Source organism: Xanthomonas sp. LF02-5 (genome assembly GCF_034105325.1).
Taxonomy (GTDB): domain Bacteria; phylum Pseudomonadota; class Gammaproteobacteria; order Xanthomonadales; family Xanthomonadaceae; genus Xanthomonas_A; species Xanthomonas_A sontii.
In genome coordinates this window covers 934818-949787 of the sequence record NZ_JAXGGF010000001.1, presented here as the reverse complement: position 1 = coordinate 949787, position 14970 = coordinate 934818, and the positions used below count along the sequence as shown (strand labels likewise).

14 protein-coding genes are annotated in these 14970 nt (G+C 70.6%); 5 read left to right on the top strand and 9 right to left on the bottom strand.

The window, feature by feature from the left end:
* Nucleotides 1–5 precede the first annotated feature (5 nt).
* The gene (locus SLW52_RS04250; RefSeq protein ID WP_267081747.1) at nucleotides 6–1082 is read left to right on the top strand and encodes a cyclopropane-fatty-acyl-phospholipid synthase family protein; all 1077 of its coding nucleotides are present in this window, start codon (nucleotides 6–8) and stop codon (nucleotides 1080–1082) included.
* A 145-nt stretch (nucleotides 1083–1227) separates the two neighbouring features.
* Here SLW52_RS04250 and SLW52_RS04245 read toward each other — a convergent pair whose 3' ends face one another.
* Both SLW52_RS04245 and SLW52_RS04240 read right to left on the bottom strand, forming a co-directional pair.
* Nucleotides 1228–1572, bottom strand: a complete 345-nt coding sequence (locus tag SLW52_RS04245) for a RidA family protein (protein ID WP_017910151.1) — start codon at nucleotides 1570–1572, stop codon at nucleotides 1228–1230.
* On the bottom strand, nucleotides 1569–2261 hold the full coding sequence (locus SLW52_RS04240; protein WP_320739342.1) for a DUF998 domain-containing protein: 693 nt from the start codon (nucleotides 2259–2261) through the stop codon (nucleotides 1569–1571). The genes SLW52_RS04245 and SLW52_RS04240 overlap by 4 nt, the downstream gene beginning before the upstream one ends.
* A gap of 502 nt (nucleotides 2262–2763) precedes the next feature.
* Between SLW52_RS04240 and mprF the strand changes: the two genes are divergently transcribed.
* Entirely contained in the window at nucleotides 2764–5328 is a 2565-nt protein-coding gene (gene mprF, locus SLW52_RS04235) for a bifunctional lysylphosphatidylglycerol flippase/synthetase MprF (RefSeq protein ID WP_150410310.1), read from the top strand.
* Nucleotides 5329–5591: 263 nt separating this feature from the next.
* On the opposite strand, the gene SLW52_RS04230 is transcribed toward mprF, so the two are convergent.
* The 5 genes from SLW52_RS04230 to SLW52_RS04210 all read right to left on the bottom strand — a co-directional run bounded on the left by SLW52_RS04230 (nucleotide 5592) and on the right by SLW52_RS04210 (nucleotide 9217).
* On the bottom strand, nucleotides 5592–7016 hold the full coding sequence (locus SLW52_RS04230; protein WP_295943694.1) for an AcvB/VirJ family lysyl-phosphatidylglycerol hydrolase: 1425 nt from the start codon (nucleotides 7014–7016) through the stop codon (nucleotides 5592–5594).
* A 121-nt stretch (nucleotides 7017–7137) separates the two neighbouring features.
* Nucleotides 7138–7323: an oxidoreductase-like domain-containing protein gene (locus SLW52_RS04225; protein ID WP_017908246.1), complete on the bottom strand. Its 186-nt coding sequence runs from the start codon at nucleotides 7321–7323 to the stop codon at nucleotides 7138–7140.
* A 78-nt stretch (nucleotides 7324–7401) separates the two neighbouring features.
* Entirely contained in the window at nucleotides 7402–8001 is a 600-nt protein-coding gene (locus SLW52_RS04220; protein ID WP_152180845.1) for a hypothetical protein, read from the bottom strand.
* The gene (gene thpR / locus SLW52_RS04215; RefSeq protein WP_043092684.1) at nucleotides 7998–8618 is read right to left on the bottom strand and encodes an RNA 2',3'-cyclic phosphodiesterase; all 621 of its coding nucleotides are present in this window, start codon (nucleotides 8616–8618) and stop codon (nucleotides 7998–8000) included. The genes SLW52_RS04220 and thpR overlap by 4 nt, the downstream gene beginning before the upstream one ends.
* A 143-nt stretch (nucleotides 8619–8761) precedes the next feature.
* On the bottom strand, nucleotides 8762–9217 hold the full coding sequence (locus SLW52_RS04210) for a PA2169 family four-helix-bundle protein (protein WP_041500455.1): 456 nt from the start codon (nucleotides 9215–9217) through the stop codon (nucleotides 8762–8764).
* Between the two features lie 618 nt (nucleotides 9218–9835).
* On the opposite strand from SLW52_RS04210, the gene SLW52_RS04205 reads away from it, so the two are divergent.
* Nucleotides 9836–10831, top strand: coding sequence for a tetratricopeptide repeat protein (locus tag SLW52_RS04205; protein WP_320739344.1), 996 nt, complete (start codon nucleotides 9836–9838; stop codon nucleotides 10829–10831).
* A 6-nt stretch (nucleotides 10832–10837) separates the two neighbouring features.
* On the opposite strand, the gene SLW52_RS04200 is transcribed toward SLW52_RS04205, so the two are convergent.
* A complete protein-coding gene (locus SLW52_RS04200) occupies nucleotides 10838–12040 on the bottom strand; it encodes an MFS transporter (RefSeq protein WP_295911250.1) in 1203 nt (400 codons plus the stop codon).
* 263 nt (nucleotides 12041–12303) lie between these two features.
* On the opposite strand from SLW52_RS04200, the gene SLW52_RS04195 reads away from it, so the two are divergent.
* On the top strand, nucleotides 12304–13392 hold the full coding sequence (locus SLW52_RS04195) for an alkene reductase (protein ID WP_320739347.1): 1089 nt from the start codon (nucleotides 12304–12306) through the stop codon (nucleotides 13390–13392).
* 64 nt (nucleotides 13393–13456) lie between these two features.
* Here the strand turns inward: SLW52_RS04195 and SLW52_RS04190 are convergent, their stop codons facing one another.
* On the bottom strand, nucleotides 13457–13798 hold the full coding sequence (locus tag SLW52_RS04190; RefSeq protein WP_017908239.1) for a zinc ribbon domain-containing protein YjdM: 342 nt from the start codon (nucleotides 13796–13798) through the stop codon (nucleotides 13457–13459).
* 90 nt (nucleotides 13799–13888) lie between these two features.
* On the opposite strand from SLW52_RS04190, the gene SLW52_RS04185 reads away from it, so the two are divergent.
* A complete protein-coding gene (locus SLW52_RS04185; RefSeq protein ID WP_295943699.1) occupies nucleotides 13889–14845 on the top strand; it encodes a cation diffusion facilitator family transporter in 957 nt (318 codons plus the stop codon).
* Nucleotides 14846–14970 lie beyond the last annotated feature (125 nt).

The following is a 14970-nucleotide window of genomic DNA, read 5'->3' as shown; positions in this document are numbered from 1 at the left end:
CCGCCATGTCCAGTACCTTCGCCACCTCTTCCCCGCCTGCCGCGCCGGCCGAGCCGCTGGCCACGCGCCTGGCCGAATCCGGCCTGCTGCCCGACGCCATGCTGCGCGCGGCGATGCGCCGGTTGTGCGCGCAACGCCTGCGCGACGAGCGCGCCGGCGGCGCCGACGCGGCCTGGGAGCGCCAGCGCCTGCTGATCGAATCGCTGCGCGAGAGCGCCATCGCGATCGAGACCGACGCAGCCAACCGCCAGCACTACGAAGTGCCGCCGCGCTTCTTCGAGCTGTGCCTGGGCAAGCGCCTGAAGTACAGCAGCTGCTACTGGGATGCGACCACGCCCGACCTGGACGCGGCCGAAGAACGCATGCTGCAGCTGTACGCCGAACGCGCACAGTTGCGCGACCGTCAGCGCATCCTCGAACTTGGCTGCGGCTGGGGCTCGCTGACGCTGTGGATGGCCGAGCAGTTCCCCGGCGCACGCATCACCGCGGTCTCCAACTCGCGGCCGCAGCGCGAGCACATCGAAGCGCAATGCCGCGCGCGCGGGCTGGGCAACGTCAAGGTGATCACCCACGACGCCAACACCCTGACCCTGCCGACCGAAAGCTACGACCGTGTGGTCTCGATCGAGATGTTCGAGCACATGCGCAACTACCGCGAACTGCTCAAGCGGGTCAGCCACTGGCTGGTGCCGGGCGGCCGGCTGTTCGTGCACATCTTCTGCCATCGCGACCTGGCCTACCCGTTCGAGGTGCAGGGCGAGGACAACTGGATGGGCCGGCACTTCTTCACCGGCGGCCTGATGCCGGCGGCCGACACCCTGCTGCAGTTCCAGGACGACCTGGCGATCGAACGCCGCTGGCTGCTGTCCGGCCAGCATTACGAGAAGACCGCCAACGCCTGGCTGCACAACCAGGACCGCCACCGCGACACGCTGATGCCGGTGCTGCAGGCCACCTACGGCGCCGACGCCAAGATCTGGTGGCAACGCTGGCGCATGTTCTGGATGGCCTGCGCGGAACTGTTCGGCTACGAACAGGGCCAGCAGTGGGGCGTGGCGCATTACCGGTTCGTCAGGCGCTGAGGGGCAGGGATTGGGGAGTCGGGATTGGGGATTGGCAAAGGCGGCGTGCTGCCGCCTGATCGCTCCTACGCGGATCAGGGGATATGCAAGCGACGGCGTGGCGGGCAAGACGAATCCCCAATCCCCAATCACCAATCCCGGCCGCTTAAGCGGCGGCAGTAATGACGATCTCGATCTTCCAGGCCGGGTCGGCCAGCTTGGCCTGCACGGTGGCGCGGGCCGGGGTGTTGCCCGGGCTGACCCATTCTTCCCAGACCTTGTTCATTTCGGCGAACTCGGCCAGGTCGGTCATGAAGATCTCCGCGCGCAGGATCCGGCTCTTGTCGGTGGCGGCGAGCGCCAGCAACCGGTCGATCGCGGCCAGCACCTGGCGGGTCTGGCCGGCGATGTCTTCGCTGGTATCGTCCGCGATCTGCCCGGCCAGATAGGCCACGCCGTTGTACACGGTCATCTCCGACATCCGCGGGCCGGTATCGAAACGCTGGATCATGATGCGCTGTCCTGTAGTGGGAAGACCGCGCCATTGTCGCGCGATTGCGCCGCGGCTGCAGGCACCGGCCGCCACACGCGATACGCCACCGGCAGCAGCCAGGCCAGGATCAACACGATCGGCAGTTTCTGGGTCAGCCCGCGCGGCGGTGCGCGCCACAGCACATGCACCCACAGGGCCACGAACGCCAGCACCGCCAGCAGCAACAGCGGCCCGGCGCGGCCCTTCCACGCCGCCTGCCCGCGCAGCCACGCGCTCTGCAGCAGCATCGCCGTGGTCACGCACAGGAACGCGGTCTGCGCGGAGAGTCCGTGCACCAGCGGCGCCAGCAGCGGTGCGCGCTGCGGCAGATAGCTGTCGCCGATCGCCACGCCGCACAGGCCGAGCGCGGCGCAGCCGAACAGCAATACAGGCGCACCGCTGCGCGCGCGTGGCGGCGCCTGCGCATACAGCCCGGCCGCCAGCGCCACCACGCCGACGGCCAGCAGGACGTAGACGGTGCGCAGCAGCAGGCCGCCGGGCCCATGCAGGTACTGGCTGAGCGTGGCCTGCTGCCAGTGCAGATCGGCACGCACGACCTGCAACGCCATGGCCACGCCGAGGAACAGCAGCGCCAGCAGCAACGCTGCGGCGCCGGCCAGGCGCGTCCAGCGCGGCGGCGAGGGAAAGGGAGATGCGGACAAGGGCATCGACAGGCTCCGGAACCGACACAGACCGTCGCCACATGCGCCGGCCACGGCCCCTGCCGCGGTCCAGACGCCGTGGCGACGTGCGATTCCACTATCATGCGCGTCGCCGGCACGGCCGGTATAGCCTGGAGCGTGGGATGCACGGCAAGAGGAGCGGTACGGCTGACAGGGGTGCGATGTGTGCGCTGCGGGGTGCGGCCCGGGAGGGCGCCAAGCTCACCGATACCGGACTCGCCTGCGCGCCGCTGACCGCGACCGCTGTCGGGATCTGACGCGTGGCATCCCACCAGGGTGATGCGCGGCAGGCCGGTGCAACCCGGCTTGCCCCGCCACCCCACCCACCGCGACGCAGCCACTTGGTCGCAGCCCTCTCAATGTTCGTCACACGCTTTCATCCAACCGGTATCGCGATGGCCCGTCTTCGTTTCACCCGCACTTCCGCTCCGGCCGCGTCGCGCACCGCGCAACGTGCGCCGTCGCGCCTCGCCGCCGTCCGTCCGCAATGACCGACGCCGCGCCCTCCACTCCCGCACCCACGCCCGGCTGGCGCCGTGCGCTGCCGGTGCTGGCCAGCCTGGCGATCCTGGCCCTGGCGCTGCACGCGCTGGCCACGGAGTTCAGCACCCACGGCTACAGTGCGATCCGTCACGCCTTCAACCAGCTGAGCCTCAGCCAGATCGTGCTGACCCTGCTGCTGGGCCTGAGCAGCTATGCCTGCCTGATCGGCTTCGATGCCGTCGGCCTGCGCCGCAGCGGGCGCAAGCTGCACCCGATGCGGATCAGCATCACCGCGTTCCTGGCGCATGCGGTCGGGCAGACTCTGGGCTTCGCCGCGTTGACCGGCGGCGCGGTGCGCCTGCGCGGTTACGGCCGGGTCGGGCTGAGCCTGGCCGAGATCGGCCAGGTGGTGCTGATGAGCACGCTCGGCTTCGTGTTCGGCGCGTGGCTGCTGCTGGCGCTGGCCCTGACCCTGGAACCGGCCGCGGCGGCGCTGGCGCTGCCGGTCGGCGCGACCGCGGTGCGCGCGATCGGCATCGCGTTGCTGGTCGGCTTCGCCACGATGCTGCTGCTGGCCGGCCGCGACGGCCGCACCCTGCGCTGGCGCAGCCACGAACTGTGGCTGCCGGACCGGCGCACCACCCTGGGCGTGACCGCGCTGAGCGTGGTCGAACTGGGCCTGGCCAGTGCCGCGTTCTACGTGCTGCTGCCCAACGAATCGGGCATCGAATACATCGGCTTCGTCGGCCTGTACCTGGTCGCGGTGGTGGCGGGCCTGGTCTCGACCGTGCCGGCCGGCCTGGGCGTGTTCGAGTGGAGCCTGCTCAAGCTGCTGCCCGGCGTGGCGCCGGCGGCGGTGCTGGCGGCGGCGCTGATCTACCGCATCACCTACTACGTGGTGCCGCTGCTGCTGTCGGTGCTGATGGCGTCGCTGTCCGGCCTGCGCCGGCCGCTGGCCGCCAGTGCCGGCGGCGTGCGCGTGGCCTGGCGCACGCTGCGCCCGTGGCTGCCGCAGATCATCGCCCTGGCGGTGTTCGCGGTCGGCGCGGCGCTGGTCATCGACGGCACCCTGCCCACGCCCAAGCGCCGCCAGGACATGGCGCCGCTGTCGATCATGGAAACCTCGCACTTGCTGGCCAGCCTCGGCGGCGTGGTGCTGCTGCTGATCGGCCAGGGCCTGCAGCGGCGCAGCCATGCCGCCTGGGTGCTGGCGATCGGCATCTGCGTGCTGCTGCCGCTGCCGGCCTGGCTGCGCGGCGGCCACGTCTCGGTGGCGCTGTCCTCGCTGGTGGTGGCGGTCGGCCTGTGGGGCGCGCGCCGCGAGTTCTATCGCGAGGGCGCCCTGCTCGACGAGGCCTGGTCGTGGCCGTGGCTGCGCAACCTCGGCCTGGTGCTGATCGCCACGATCTGGCTGCTGTTCTTCGTCTACAGCCACGTCGAATACCAGAACGAGCTGTGGTGGGAATTCGCCACCTCGGCCAACGCCCCACGCGCGCTGCGCGCGGTGCTGCTGGTCAGCGTGGCGGTGGTGGTATTCGGGCTGGCGCGGCTGCTGCACAGCACGCGCTCGCCGTTGCCGCCGGCCGATGGCGCGCAGCTGGACGCGCTGGCGCCGGTGCTGGCCGAGGCCACCGACACCCAGGCCTGCCTGGTGCTGACCGGCGACAAGGCGCTGCTGCAGGCCGAGGACGGCCCCGGCTTCGTGATGATGCAGCGCTACGGCGGCTCGCTGGTGGCGATGGGCGACCCGGTCGGCGCGCCGGAAGTGGCCCGCGCGCTGATCTGGCGCTTCCGCGAGGAAGCCGACCGCATGGGCCTGCGCCCGGTGTTCTACCAGGTCGGCGAGCAGCACTGGCAGACCTACCTGGACCTGGGCCTGACCCTGGTCAAGCTCGGCGAGGAAGCGATGGTGTCGCTGGAGGGCTTCCACCTGGAAGGCCGCGACCGCGCCGACCTGCGCCAGGCCTGGAACCGCGGCAAGCGCAGCGGGCTGAGCTTCCGCATCGTCGAGACCGACGCGGTGGACGCGCTGATGCCGGTGCTGGCCGAGGTCTCGCAGCAGTGGCTGGAAGACAAGGCCGGCGCCGAGAAGGGCTTCTCGCTGGGCAGCTTCGACCCGGCCTACCTGCGCCGCTTCCCGATCGCGGTGGTGGAGTTCGAGGGCAAGGTCGTGGCCTTCGCCAACCTGTGGCAGGCCCCGGCCGGTCACGAGCTGTCGGTGGACCTGATGCGGCACATCGCCGATGCGCCGAAGGGCACGATGGACTTCCTGTTCATCGAGCTGTTCCTGTGGGGCCGCGACCAGGGCTACAAGCGCTTCTCGCTGGGCATGGCGCCGCTGTCGGGCCTGGCCCAGCACCGCCTGGCCGGCCGCTGGAACCGCTTCGGCAACCTGATCGTGCGCCACGGCGAACGCTTCTACGGCTTCACCGGCCTGCGCCGCTTCAAGTCCAAGTTCGCCCCTGCCTGGCGCACCCGCTACCTCGCCGCCCCCGGCGGCATGCACCTGCCCGCCGCCCTGCTGGACGTGACCCGACTGATCTCGCTGGATCCGCGCAAGCCGGAGTGAGGCGGGGATCGGGGAGTCGGGATTGGGGATTGGCCTGGCTACCCCGTTTGCCGGAGCTTTACGAGGCTTCGCGCCGTACCCTCATCCGCCCCTTCGGGGCACCTTCCCCCGAAAAGGGGGCCGTGGTCCCGATGGGAGAAGGAAAAGCAAAGCCCCTCTCCCCCCGGGAGAGGGGTTGGGGTGAGGGTACGGCGGCCGACGACGCGAGCGCGCAAGCCCGCACGCGCGACCAACCCCCAATCCCGCCTCCCCAATCCCGGCTTCTACTGAATCCGCTGCAGAATCTGCTTGGCCAGCGTCGCGTAGTCGCCCTGGAAATGATGGTCGCCGGGCAGCTTGACCAGTTGCACCGCGCCCTTGGGCAGGTCCGGGCACAGCGCGTCGTCGTCGTCCTCGCCGTAAATGCACAGGGTCTGCGCCGGCGGCATCTTCGCCACTTCCGGGGCGATCGGCAGGCCGTCGTCGCCGGAGCTGATCCAGTTGGACACGTGGAACTCGTAGTCGGCGGTCTTGCCGACCGACAGCAAGGCGGTGAGTTGCACCTGGTCGCGCATCGCTTCCGGCAACTGGTTGTAGGCCGCCGGCAGCACGTCGGCGCCCTGCGAGAAGCCGATCAGCACCACCCGCCCGCGTTGCCACAGGTGGCTGTAGTGGCGGTAGATGCGGTCCAAGTCGGTAGCGAAGCCCTGCGGCGTGCGCTCGCTCCAGAAGTAGCGCAGCGAATCCACGCCCACCACCGGGATGCCGGCCTTGGCCAGGGCGCCGGCGACCTGCTGGTCGAGTCCGGCCCAGCCGCCGTCGCCGGAGACGAAGATCGCGAACACGTTGCCGTTGTCGGCATCGCCCGCGCCCGCGGCGGCAGGCACTTCGACCACCGGCAACCCAGCCAAGTCGGCCGGGGTCGGCGGCAGGCTGACGCCGGGCCGGTCGCCCAGCGAACGCACCGCCGCACGCAGGCCCGGCAGCGCATCGCCGCTGGCGCTGCGGCGGAACTGCCGCGCCTGCGCCACCTTCTGCAGGAACGCGTCGCTCTGCTGGGTGCAACGGTCGCGGCGGGTCTTGGCATCGAGCGCCGCCAGCCACGGCACCGGCAGCGCAGTCGCCTGCAACGCGCGCGCCGGCGCGGTGATGCCGGCGCCGCAGATCTGGTCGTCGAGCACCTGCACCGGGCAGAAATCCTCGGTCAGCAGGCCCGCCAGCAGATGCTTGGGCGCCTGCGCCGCGACCGCATAGGCCAGCGCGGCGCCGTCGCCATCGCCCACCAGCAACGGCAGGTGGTAGGTCGGCACGTGGAAATAGGCCTGCACGTAGCGCGAGAAATTCTCCACGTCGCCGGCGGAGAAGCCGCAGGTGCCGTCGATCTTGGCCAGCACCGTCTGCAGGTGCGCACTGTCGATCACCGCCACCATGGCGCCGTCGTCGCGCAGCGCCTCGATCTGGCGCATGCGCTCGGCGTCGGCGTGCTTGCCGCCGGCGAACCACAGCACCACGCGCTGCGCGTTGCCCTTGGGCAACAGCACCGGCACCTGCTCGAAGCGGCCGTGGCTGAGCTTTTCCGGCGCCGCGGCCGGTGCGCCAGCATGCGGCGCGGCGGTGGCCGCAGCGCCCGGTGCTGCGCCGGCGACGCCGGCCGCGAGCAGTCCGCCCAATGCACATCCCCACATCCAACCGCCACGCTTCTGCATCATCCGGCAATCCTGAAAAGGCGTGTAAAGATAATCCCGAACGGCGACGGCGCGAAGCGCGGCGCGCTCCCTGGTTCATGCCAGGTACGCCGGACCTGCGCCAGCGCCTGCACCGGCAGGCCTGTCAGGCGTCCGCGTCGGCGCCGGGATGGCGCAGCCGCCAGGCGGCCAGCGCCTGCCGGTAGCGCTCCAGCTCCTCGTGGTAGAGGTCGTAGACGCACAGCGGACAGCCGCTGTCGCAGCAGTCGCTGGGGCCCGGCGGCAACGGCGCCTGCGGGCGGGGATCGGCATTGGCGGCAGGGTCGGACATGGGGCTCCGTGGCGGCGGCCGGGGCAGACCGGCGCGGCAGTGTAGAAGAAGGCGGCGCAGGCAGCGGTCCGCGTCCCCTCAGCCGATGGCGTGACGCAGGTTGGCGCGCGCGGCCGCGTCGTAGCGCGCATGGAAGCGCTCGCTGAGGAAGATGCGCGGCTGCGCCAGCACGGTGCGCAGGAACGCGCGGCGCTTGCGTCGGTACAACCAGCCCGGCACCACGCCGCGGTACTCCTCGGCGATGGCGCGGTCGTAGGCGGCGAAGGCTTCCGGCGCGGCGCCGAGGATGGCCATGTCGCAATCCAGGAACAGCGCGGCGTCCGCATCCACCGAGTCGACGGTCAGTTGCCCGTGACGCGCGGTGAGTTCGATCAGCGCAGCCACCCGCGTCGCCTCCACCCCGGCGTCCGGCAGCCATTGCGCGATCGCCGCCTCGGCCAGGCGCGCCGACTGCGCTTCGTTGTCGCCGCGGCCGGCACGATAGACCGCATCGTGATAGAGCACGGCCAGGTAGACCTCGCGTGGCTGCCGCCAGCCGGTGTCGGCGGCGACCTCGGCGTAGTGCGCCAGCACCGCCTCGACGTGGCCGAAATGGTGATACGCCCGCGGCGGTTCGGCGTAGGCCGCCCGCAGCTGCGCCCATTGCGCCTCGGGCAGGGTCAGCGGCGCCGCGTTCATGCGCCGTGCTGCGCAGGGGCGGCGCGCAACGGCCAGCTGGCTTCGTGCAGGTAACGGCCCTGGCCCTGTACGCTGCGGATCAGGCTCAGCGACGTCGCCTGCCAATGCAGCGCCGGCACCTGCTGCGACGCCAACGCCTGATCGACATAGGCCAGGGTCATGTGCGGCAGATAGGCGCCGTCGGCGCGCGGCGCCACGCCGTGTCGGGCCAACTGCTGCTGGAGCGCCTGACGCAACGCCAGCAACGGCGCGGGCTCGGCATCACCGCGCAGTACCAGCGGTCGGCTACGCGCGCGGCTGTCGAAAGTCACCGCCTGGTCGAATGCAAGTTGAAAGGGCGAGGCCGCAAGCGCCTGCCCGGCGGCGCATGCCTGCTGCAGCAAGCGTGGCGGAATCCCGGCGTATTCGCCCAGATAGTGCAAGGTCACGTGCAGCCGCTCGGGCGGCAGCGCACGCCCGTGCAGACCATGCGCCTGGCACAGTTGCTGGCCAAGGCTGTGCACCGCTTGCGCGGTTCGCGTGTCGGGTAGCAGCGCAAAGAACAGGCTTTCGCGTGCGGCAGGCGCATCGAAACCGAGCGAGAACTGGGCGCCGGCAGGCGCAGCATCGGGAGACATGGGCAGAAGCGGCAAACGCCGCAATCAGGTCGGGCAGCGGTCGAGCACGCATGGTAGCAAGCGCACCGTCCCGCTGCAGACCATCGGCACGCCGACCCGGACAACGCCGCGATGCGGCGCGCCGGGCCGGCGGCGGGCGGCGCTTATGCCGCGTTCTTCATCGCGTGCTTGCGGGTGCGCATCACGTCGTGGCAGGCGCGCACTTCCGGCAGCAGACGGGTGGCGGCGTCGCGCGCGGCCACCGGGGTGTCGGCGTCGGCGATCGTCTCGTTGAAGGCCTTCAGCAGGCGATCTTCGGACTCTTCCAGCTCGGCGACGTAGCCGTACTTGGTGTCGCCCAGCGCGGCGCGGACCTTGCCATACATCTGCTGCATGCTGCCGACCATGGTGCCGTGCTCTTCCGGCTTGCCGCCGACCGACTGCACCACTGCGCTCAGGCTGCTCACGATGTCCGACTTGACGCCGGCGATGCGCAGGAACAGCGCGGACAACTCGGCGTCGCCCACCTTCTTGGCGGCTTCTTCGTAGAAGTCCTTGCCGTCGCGGGAAATGGCGATGAGGTCGTTGAGGCTGTGCGTGGTCTTGCTCTGGATGCTCATGGGAAACTCCTGTGGCGAAGCCGGCGATATCGCGCAACGGGCACACGGGGGTGAACCTGGATATCGCACGGCGCGGTCGAGAGGATTGCCGCGTTGCGTGGTGTTGGCGATGCTGGGCAGAACGGCATAAAGCGCACGTGAGCCATCGGCGCTCGCTCGTCACGCCGCATTGCCCGTGGTGAACACGCGTTCATGGCCGCACTGCGCAGTCAGACATGTGGCGAAGTTTTCACCATCCTGTCTGCGTGCATTGTGGCGCCTGGGTGGCAGCGACTTATCCACACGGTTGCCCCACGTTCGTCCACAGCGGTTGTGGATGACCGCCGCCATCGATCGCGTCGGCCGGAGACCGCTCGTCGGCACCGCCACGATGACCGTCCTGTCTCGCCAGCGAGGGCCTATAGTGCAGGCGAGCCCTCGCCACTGCAGGGCACCGCGAGGTGCGTCATGTTCGCCTGGACCGCGTTCGCCCTGCTCGCCGCCGCCACGGCCGCCCCGTCGCCGCCCACACCGTCGCGACCTTCATCGCACACGGCAGCGGCCGTCCAGAGAGAGGCGACACCGCCGGTTCGGGCGACGACTACCGCGGCAACCGCCGTTCCGATCCCTGAGCAGATCATGCAACTTCCACCGGCGCTGCATGCGCTGCTGCAGCAGCGCATCGACCGCGGCGCCGATGCCGAACACCGTCTGCAGCAACTGGTGGCGCTGGCCTTCGATGCCAACGGCCTGGACCTGCAGTACGACCCCAAGGCCACCCACAGCGTCGCCGAGAGCTACGCCACGCGCCACGTCAACTGCCTGTCCTTCACCCTGCTGTTCGTGGCGATGGCGCGCGACGTCGGACTGCAGGCACAGGTCCAGGAGGTGCGTCGCGTGCTGAGCTGGTACGAGGACGGCAATGCGCTGTACAACGTCGGCCACGTCAACGCCGGCGTGCGCGTGGACAGCGGCCGCGGCAGCATCGACCTGGACCGCAGCGTGCTGATGGACCGGCGCGGGCCGCAGCCCATCTCCGACCGCCGCGCCCTCGCCCACTACTACAACAACCGCGGCGCCGAGCTGATGGTCGACGGCGATGTCGACGGCGCCCGCGCGCATCTGGCGATGGCCCTGCAGATGGACCCACGCTTCGCCGGGGCCTGGAACAACCAGGGCGTGCTGGCGATGCGCGATGGCGACAGCACCGCCGCCGCACGCGACTACACCAAGGCGCTGGAGATCGATCCGGAGCACCTGCCGGCGCTGTCCAATGCCGTGGGCCTGGCCCGACGCTTGGGCGACGGCACCCGCGAGGCCGCCCTGCAGCGGCAGATGGAACAGGTGCGCCAACGCGACCCATTCCAGCAATACCTGCTCGGCAACGAGGCGGAACGGCGCCAGGACTACGCCGCGGCCATTGCCTATTACCGTCACGCGCTGCACCTGTACGACGGCGCCCACCTGCTGTACTTCGCCCTGGCCCGCGCCTACCTGCACAGCGGCGACACCCGCCGCGCCACCGCGGCGCTGCGCGAGGCCATGGCGCACGCCGATCCAGCCACGCAACCGCGCTACCAAGGCAAGCTGGACGCGCTGCGGCGGCTGTCTTCCACCGCGCGGCCGCTGCGCTAGCGCACCCTAGCCGGCCGCATGCGCGCAGGCGCCACGCCGTGCCGCCTGGCGCGCCCACAGGTAGATCAGCAGGCCTCCCACGGCCATCGCCGCGCCGACATAGCCGGTGGAGGTCCAGCCCAGGCCGGCGCCGATCGCGATGCCGCCCAGCCACGGCCCCAGCGCGTTGGCCAGGTTGAACGCGGCATGGTTGGAGGCCGCGGCCAGGGTCTGCGCATCGCTGGCCACGTCCATCAGGCGGGTCTGCAGCACCGGCGCCAGCGCACCCATGCTGCCGACCGCGACCACCGCCGGCAGCACCGCCCACGGCGAAGTGGCCGCCAGCGGGAACACCAGCAACACCGCCAGCGACCACAGCAACACCAGCGGCACCGCGCGGAACTGCATCCGGTCGAACAGCCAGCCGCCGGCCAGATTGCCGAGCAGGCCGCCCAGCCCGAATGCGCCCATCGCCACCGGGATCCAGTGTTCGGACACGCCGGTGACCTCCATCAGGGTCGGCGCCAGATAGCTGAAGACGCAGAACATGCCGGCGAAACCGATCGCGCCGATGCCCAGCGCCAGCCACACCTGCGTGCGGTTGAAGGCGCGCAGTTCGCCCAACGGCGAGGGCCGCGCCTCCTGCGGATCGGCGGGTAACAGGCGCCACACCAGCACCACCGTCAGCACCGCGATCGCCGCGACCAGGGCGTAGGCATAGCGCCATTCCGCCACTTGGCCGAGCCAGGTCGCCAGCGGGTTGCCGACCAGCACCGCCAGGTTGAGGCCGAGCAACACCCGGCTGACCGCCGCGCCACGCTGGTCGGGCGGACCGATCGACGCGGCCACCAGGGTCGCCACGCCGAAATAGGCGCCATGCGGCAGGCCGGCGACGAAGCGCGCCAGCAGCATGCTGTGATAGTCCGGCGCCACCGCGCTGGCGAGATTGCCGAACGCATAGAAGCCCATCAGCGCCAGCAGCAGATCGCGGCGCGACCAGCGCGCGCCGAGGATCGCCAGCAGCGGCGCACCGACCACCACGCCCAGCGCATAGGCACTGATCAGATGCCCGACCTGCGGCGCATCGATGACCAGACCACGGCCGATGTACGGCATCAGCCCCATAGTGGAGAACTCGCTGGTGCCGATCGCGAAACCGCCCATCGCCAGCGCGAACAGGATCAGCACGTAGCCGCGCCGCGACAGCGGCGCCGTGGCGGATGAGGTCATGCGCACGTCCCGAAGGAAAGGGCCGCCCATTATTGTGCATCGCAGCAAGTCCTGCAGCCTCACCTGCGCAACGCCACGTTGCGTGGTGCCGCTGGCGGCGCCCGGGGCGGCGATGCCCTCGCGAAGGTGCCGCCGCAGCAACGCACTGTCCCACCGCACCGCCGCGAAACCGCCGCACGCGCCCCCATGTCCTGTACGCACGCCGCCTTGCAGCGTCCCGCTGTAGGGTCGGCCGCCCCACCCCACCACCGAGAGACCCACCGATGACCGACACCGCTTCCCCGCTGTTCACGCCGCTACGCCTGGGCGCGATCGCACTGGCCAACCGCATCGTGATGGCGCCCCTGACCCGCAACCGTGCCGAAGGCGAAGGCCGCATCCCCTCGCCGCTGGCCGCCGAGTACTACGGCCAGCGCGCCAGCGCCGGCCTGCTCATCGCCGAGGCGACCCAGATCAGCCCGATGGGCCAGGGCTACAAGGACACCCCGGGGATCTACAGCGACGCGCAGGTCGCGGCCTGGAAGAAAGTCACCGACGAGGTGCATCGCCGTGGCGGCAAGATCGTGCTGCAGCTGTGGCACGTCGGCCGCATCTCGCACGTCAGCCTGCTGCCGGGCGGCGCCGCGCCGGTGGCACCCAGCGCGCTGCGCGCCGATGCCAAGACCTTCACCGCCGAGGGCTTCACCGACGTCTCCGCCCCGCGCGCACTGCGCCTGGACGAAATCCCCGCGCTGATCGAGGACTTCCGCCGCGCCGCCCGCAACGCCATCGCCGCCGGCTTCGACGGCGTGGAAGTGCATGCCGCCAACGGCTACCTGATCGACCAGTTCCTGCGCGACGGCAGCAACCACCGCGACGACGTCTACGGCGGCAGCATCGAGAACCGCACCCGCCTGCTGTTCGAAGTGGTGGAGGCGGTGGCGCAGGAGATCGGCGCCGACCGTACCGGCGTGCGCCTGTCGCCGGTGACCCCGGCCAACGATGCGCGCGACAGCGACCCGCAGCCGCTGTTCGAGCGCGCGGTGGAACGCCTGGATCCGCTGGGCCTGGCCTTCGTGCACGTGATCGAAGGTGCCACCGGCGGCCCGCGCGACAACATCGCCTTCGACTACGCCGCGCTGCGCGCCAAGTTCCACGGTCCGTGGCTGGTCAACAACGGCTACGACAAGGCACTGGCCGAACAGACCGTGGCCTCCGGCCGCGCCGACGCAGTGGCGTTCGGCCGCCCGTTCATCGCCAACCCGGACCTGGTGGAACGACTGCGCCGCGACGCGCCCTTGAACCAGGTGGACGCCGACACGCTGTACGGCGGCGGCGCCAAGGGCTACACCGACTACCCGACGCTGGATTGATCGCGTCCTGCGGCGGCACTGCATCGGTGCCGCCGCAGCGGGCGATGCAGTGGGGCTCGCCCGCTCAGGCCTTGCGCAGGAAGCAGGTCTTCAGCACCAGGCCCTTGATCTTGTCCGAGTTGCCTTCGATGTGTTCGGCATCGTCTTCGACCAGGCGGATGCCGCGGATCACCGTGCCCTGCTTGAGCGGGATCGACGAGCCCTTGACCTTCAGGTCCTTGATCACCACCACCGTGTCGCCGGCCTGCAGCACGTTGCCGTTGCTGTCGCGCACCACCGTCGCCGCGTCGTTGGCGGCGTCGGCCGCGACCGGCCACTCGTGGCCGCAGTCCGCGCACACCCAGTTGGCGCCGTCGACATAGGTGTTTTCCAGGGTGCATTGCGGACAGGCGGGTGCGGCGGGCATGGGAATCCTTGATACGGCGACGACGGCGAGCCGCCTATTGTAGCCGCCCGCCCCGTGCCGCCGTGCGGCCGCGCCAGCCGCAGGAATCTCATGTCCGCTTCGTCCGGGTCCCGCCTCGCGATCTACGCCGCGCTCGCCGGCAATCTGGCCATCGCCATCGCCAAGTTCGTCGCCGCCGGGCTCTCCGGCAGTTCGGCGATGCTCAGCGAAGGCGTGCATTCGCTGGTGGACACGGTCAACGAGCTGTTGCTGCTGTACGGCCTGCGCCGCGCCGCGCGCCCGGCCGATGCCACCCATCCGTTCGGCCACGGGCGCGAACTGTACTTCTGGAGCTTCATCGTCGCCCTCCTGGTGTTCGCGCTCGGCGCCGGAGTGTCGCTGTACGAGGGCATCGCCCATATCCGCGATCCGCAGCCGGCCAGCGACCACACCCTCAACTACATCGTGCTGGGGCTGTCGCTGTTGTTCGAGGGCGGCTCGTGGTGGGTCTCGCTGCGCGAGTTCCGCGCGCGCAAGGGCCGCCTGAGCTACGTACAGGCGTTCCGCGAGAGCAAGGACCCGAGCCTGTTCACCGTGCTGGTGGAAGACAGCGCAGCGTTGATCGGCCTGTTGATCGCGCTGGCCGGGCTGCTCGCCGCGCAATGGCTGGACATGCCGGCACTGGATGGCGTCGCCTCCGTCGGCATCGCCGCGGTGCTGGCCTGCTCGGCGTTCGTGCTGGCACGCGAGACCAAGGGCTTGCTGATCGGCGAGCCGGCGGCGCGTCCGCTCGGCGACGCGCTGCGGCGCATTGCCGCGGCCGATCCGGACGTGCGCGCGGTCAACGGCGTACTCAGCGTGCAGATGGGGCCGTACCAGGTGGTGGCCGCGCTCAGCGCCGAGTTCGAGGACCAGCGCAGCACCGCGCAGATCGAAGCGTGCATCGAGCGGATCGAGGCCGCCGCGCGCGCCGAGCATCCGGAACTCCAGGCGCTGTTCGTCAAGCCGCAGACCCCGGAGACCTGGCTGGCCCGGCGCACCGCGCTGCGCCGGCCGCCGCCGGCCTGAATGGCGGCGCCCCGACGCGACTTGCGGCCCTGCGCCGCTTTTCGTTAGGGTAGCCGGGTAGCACCCCCTCTCATCGCGCTGTGACTGTGCCGGCGTATCCCCCTTACTCACTGAACGAGGTTTCC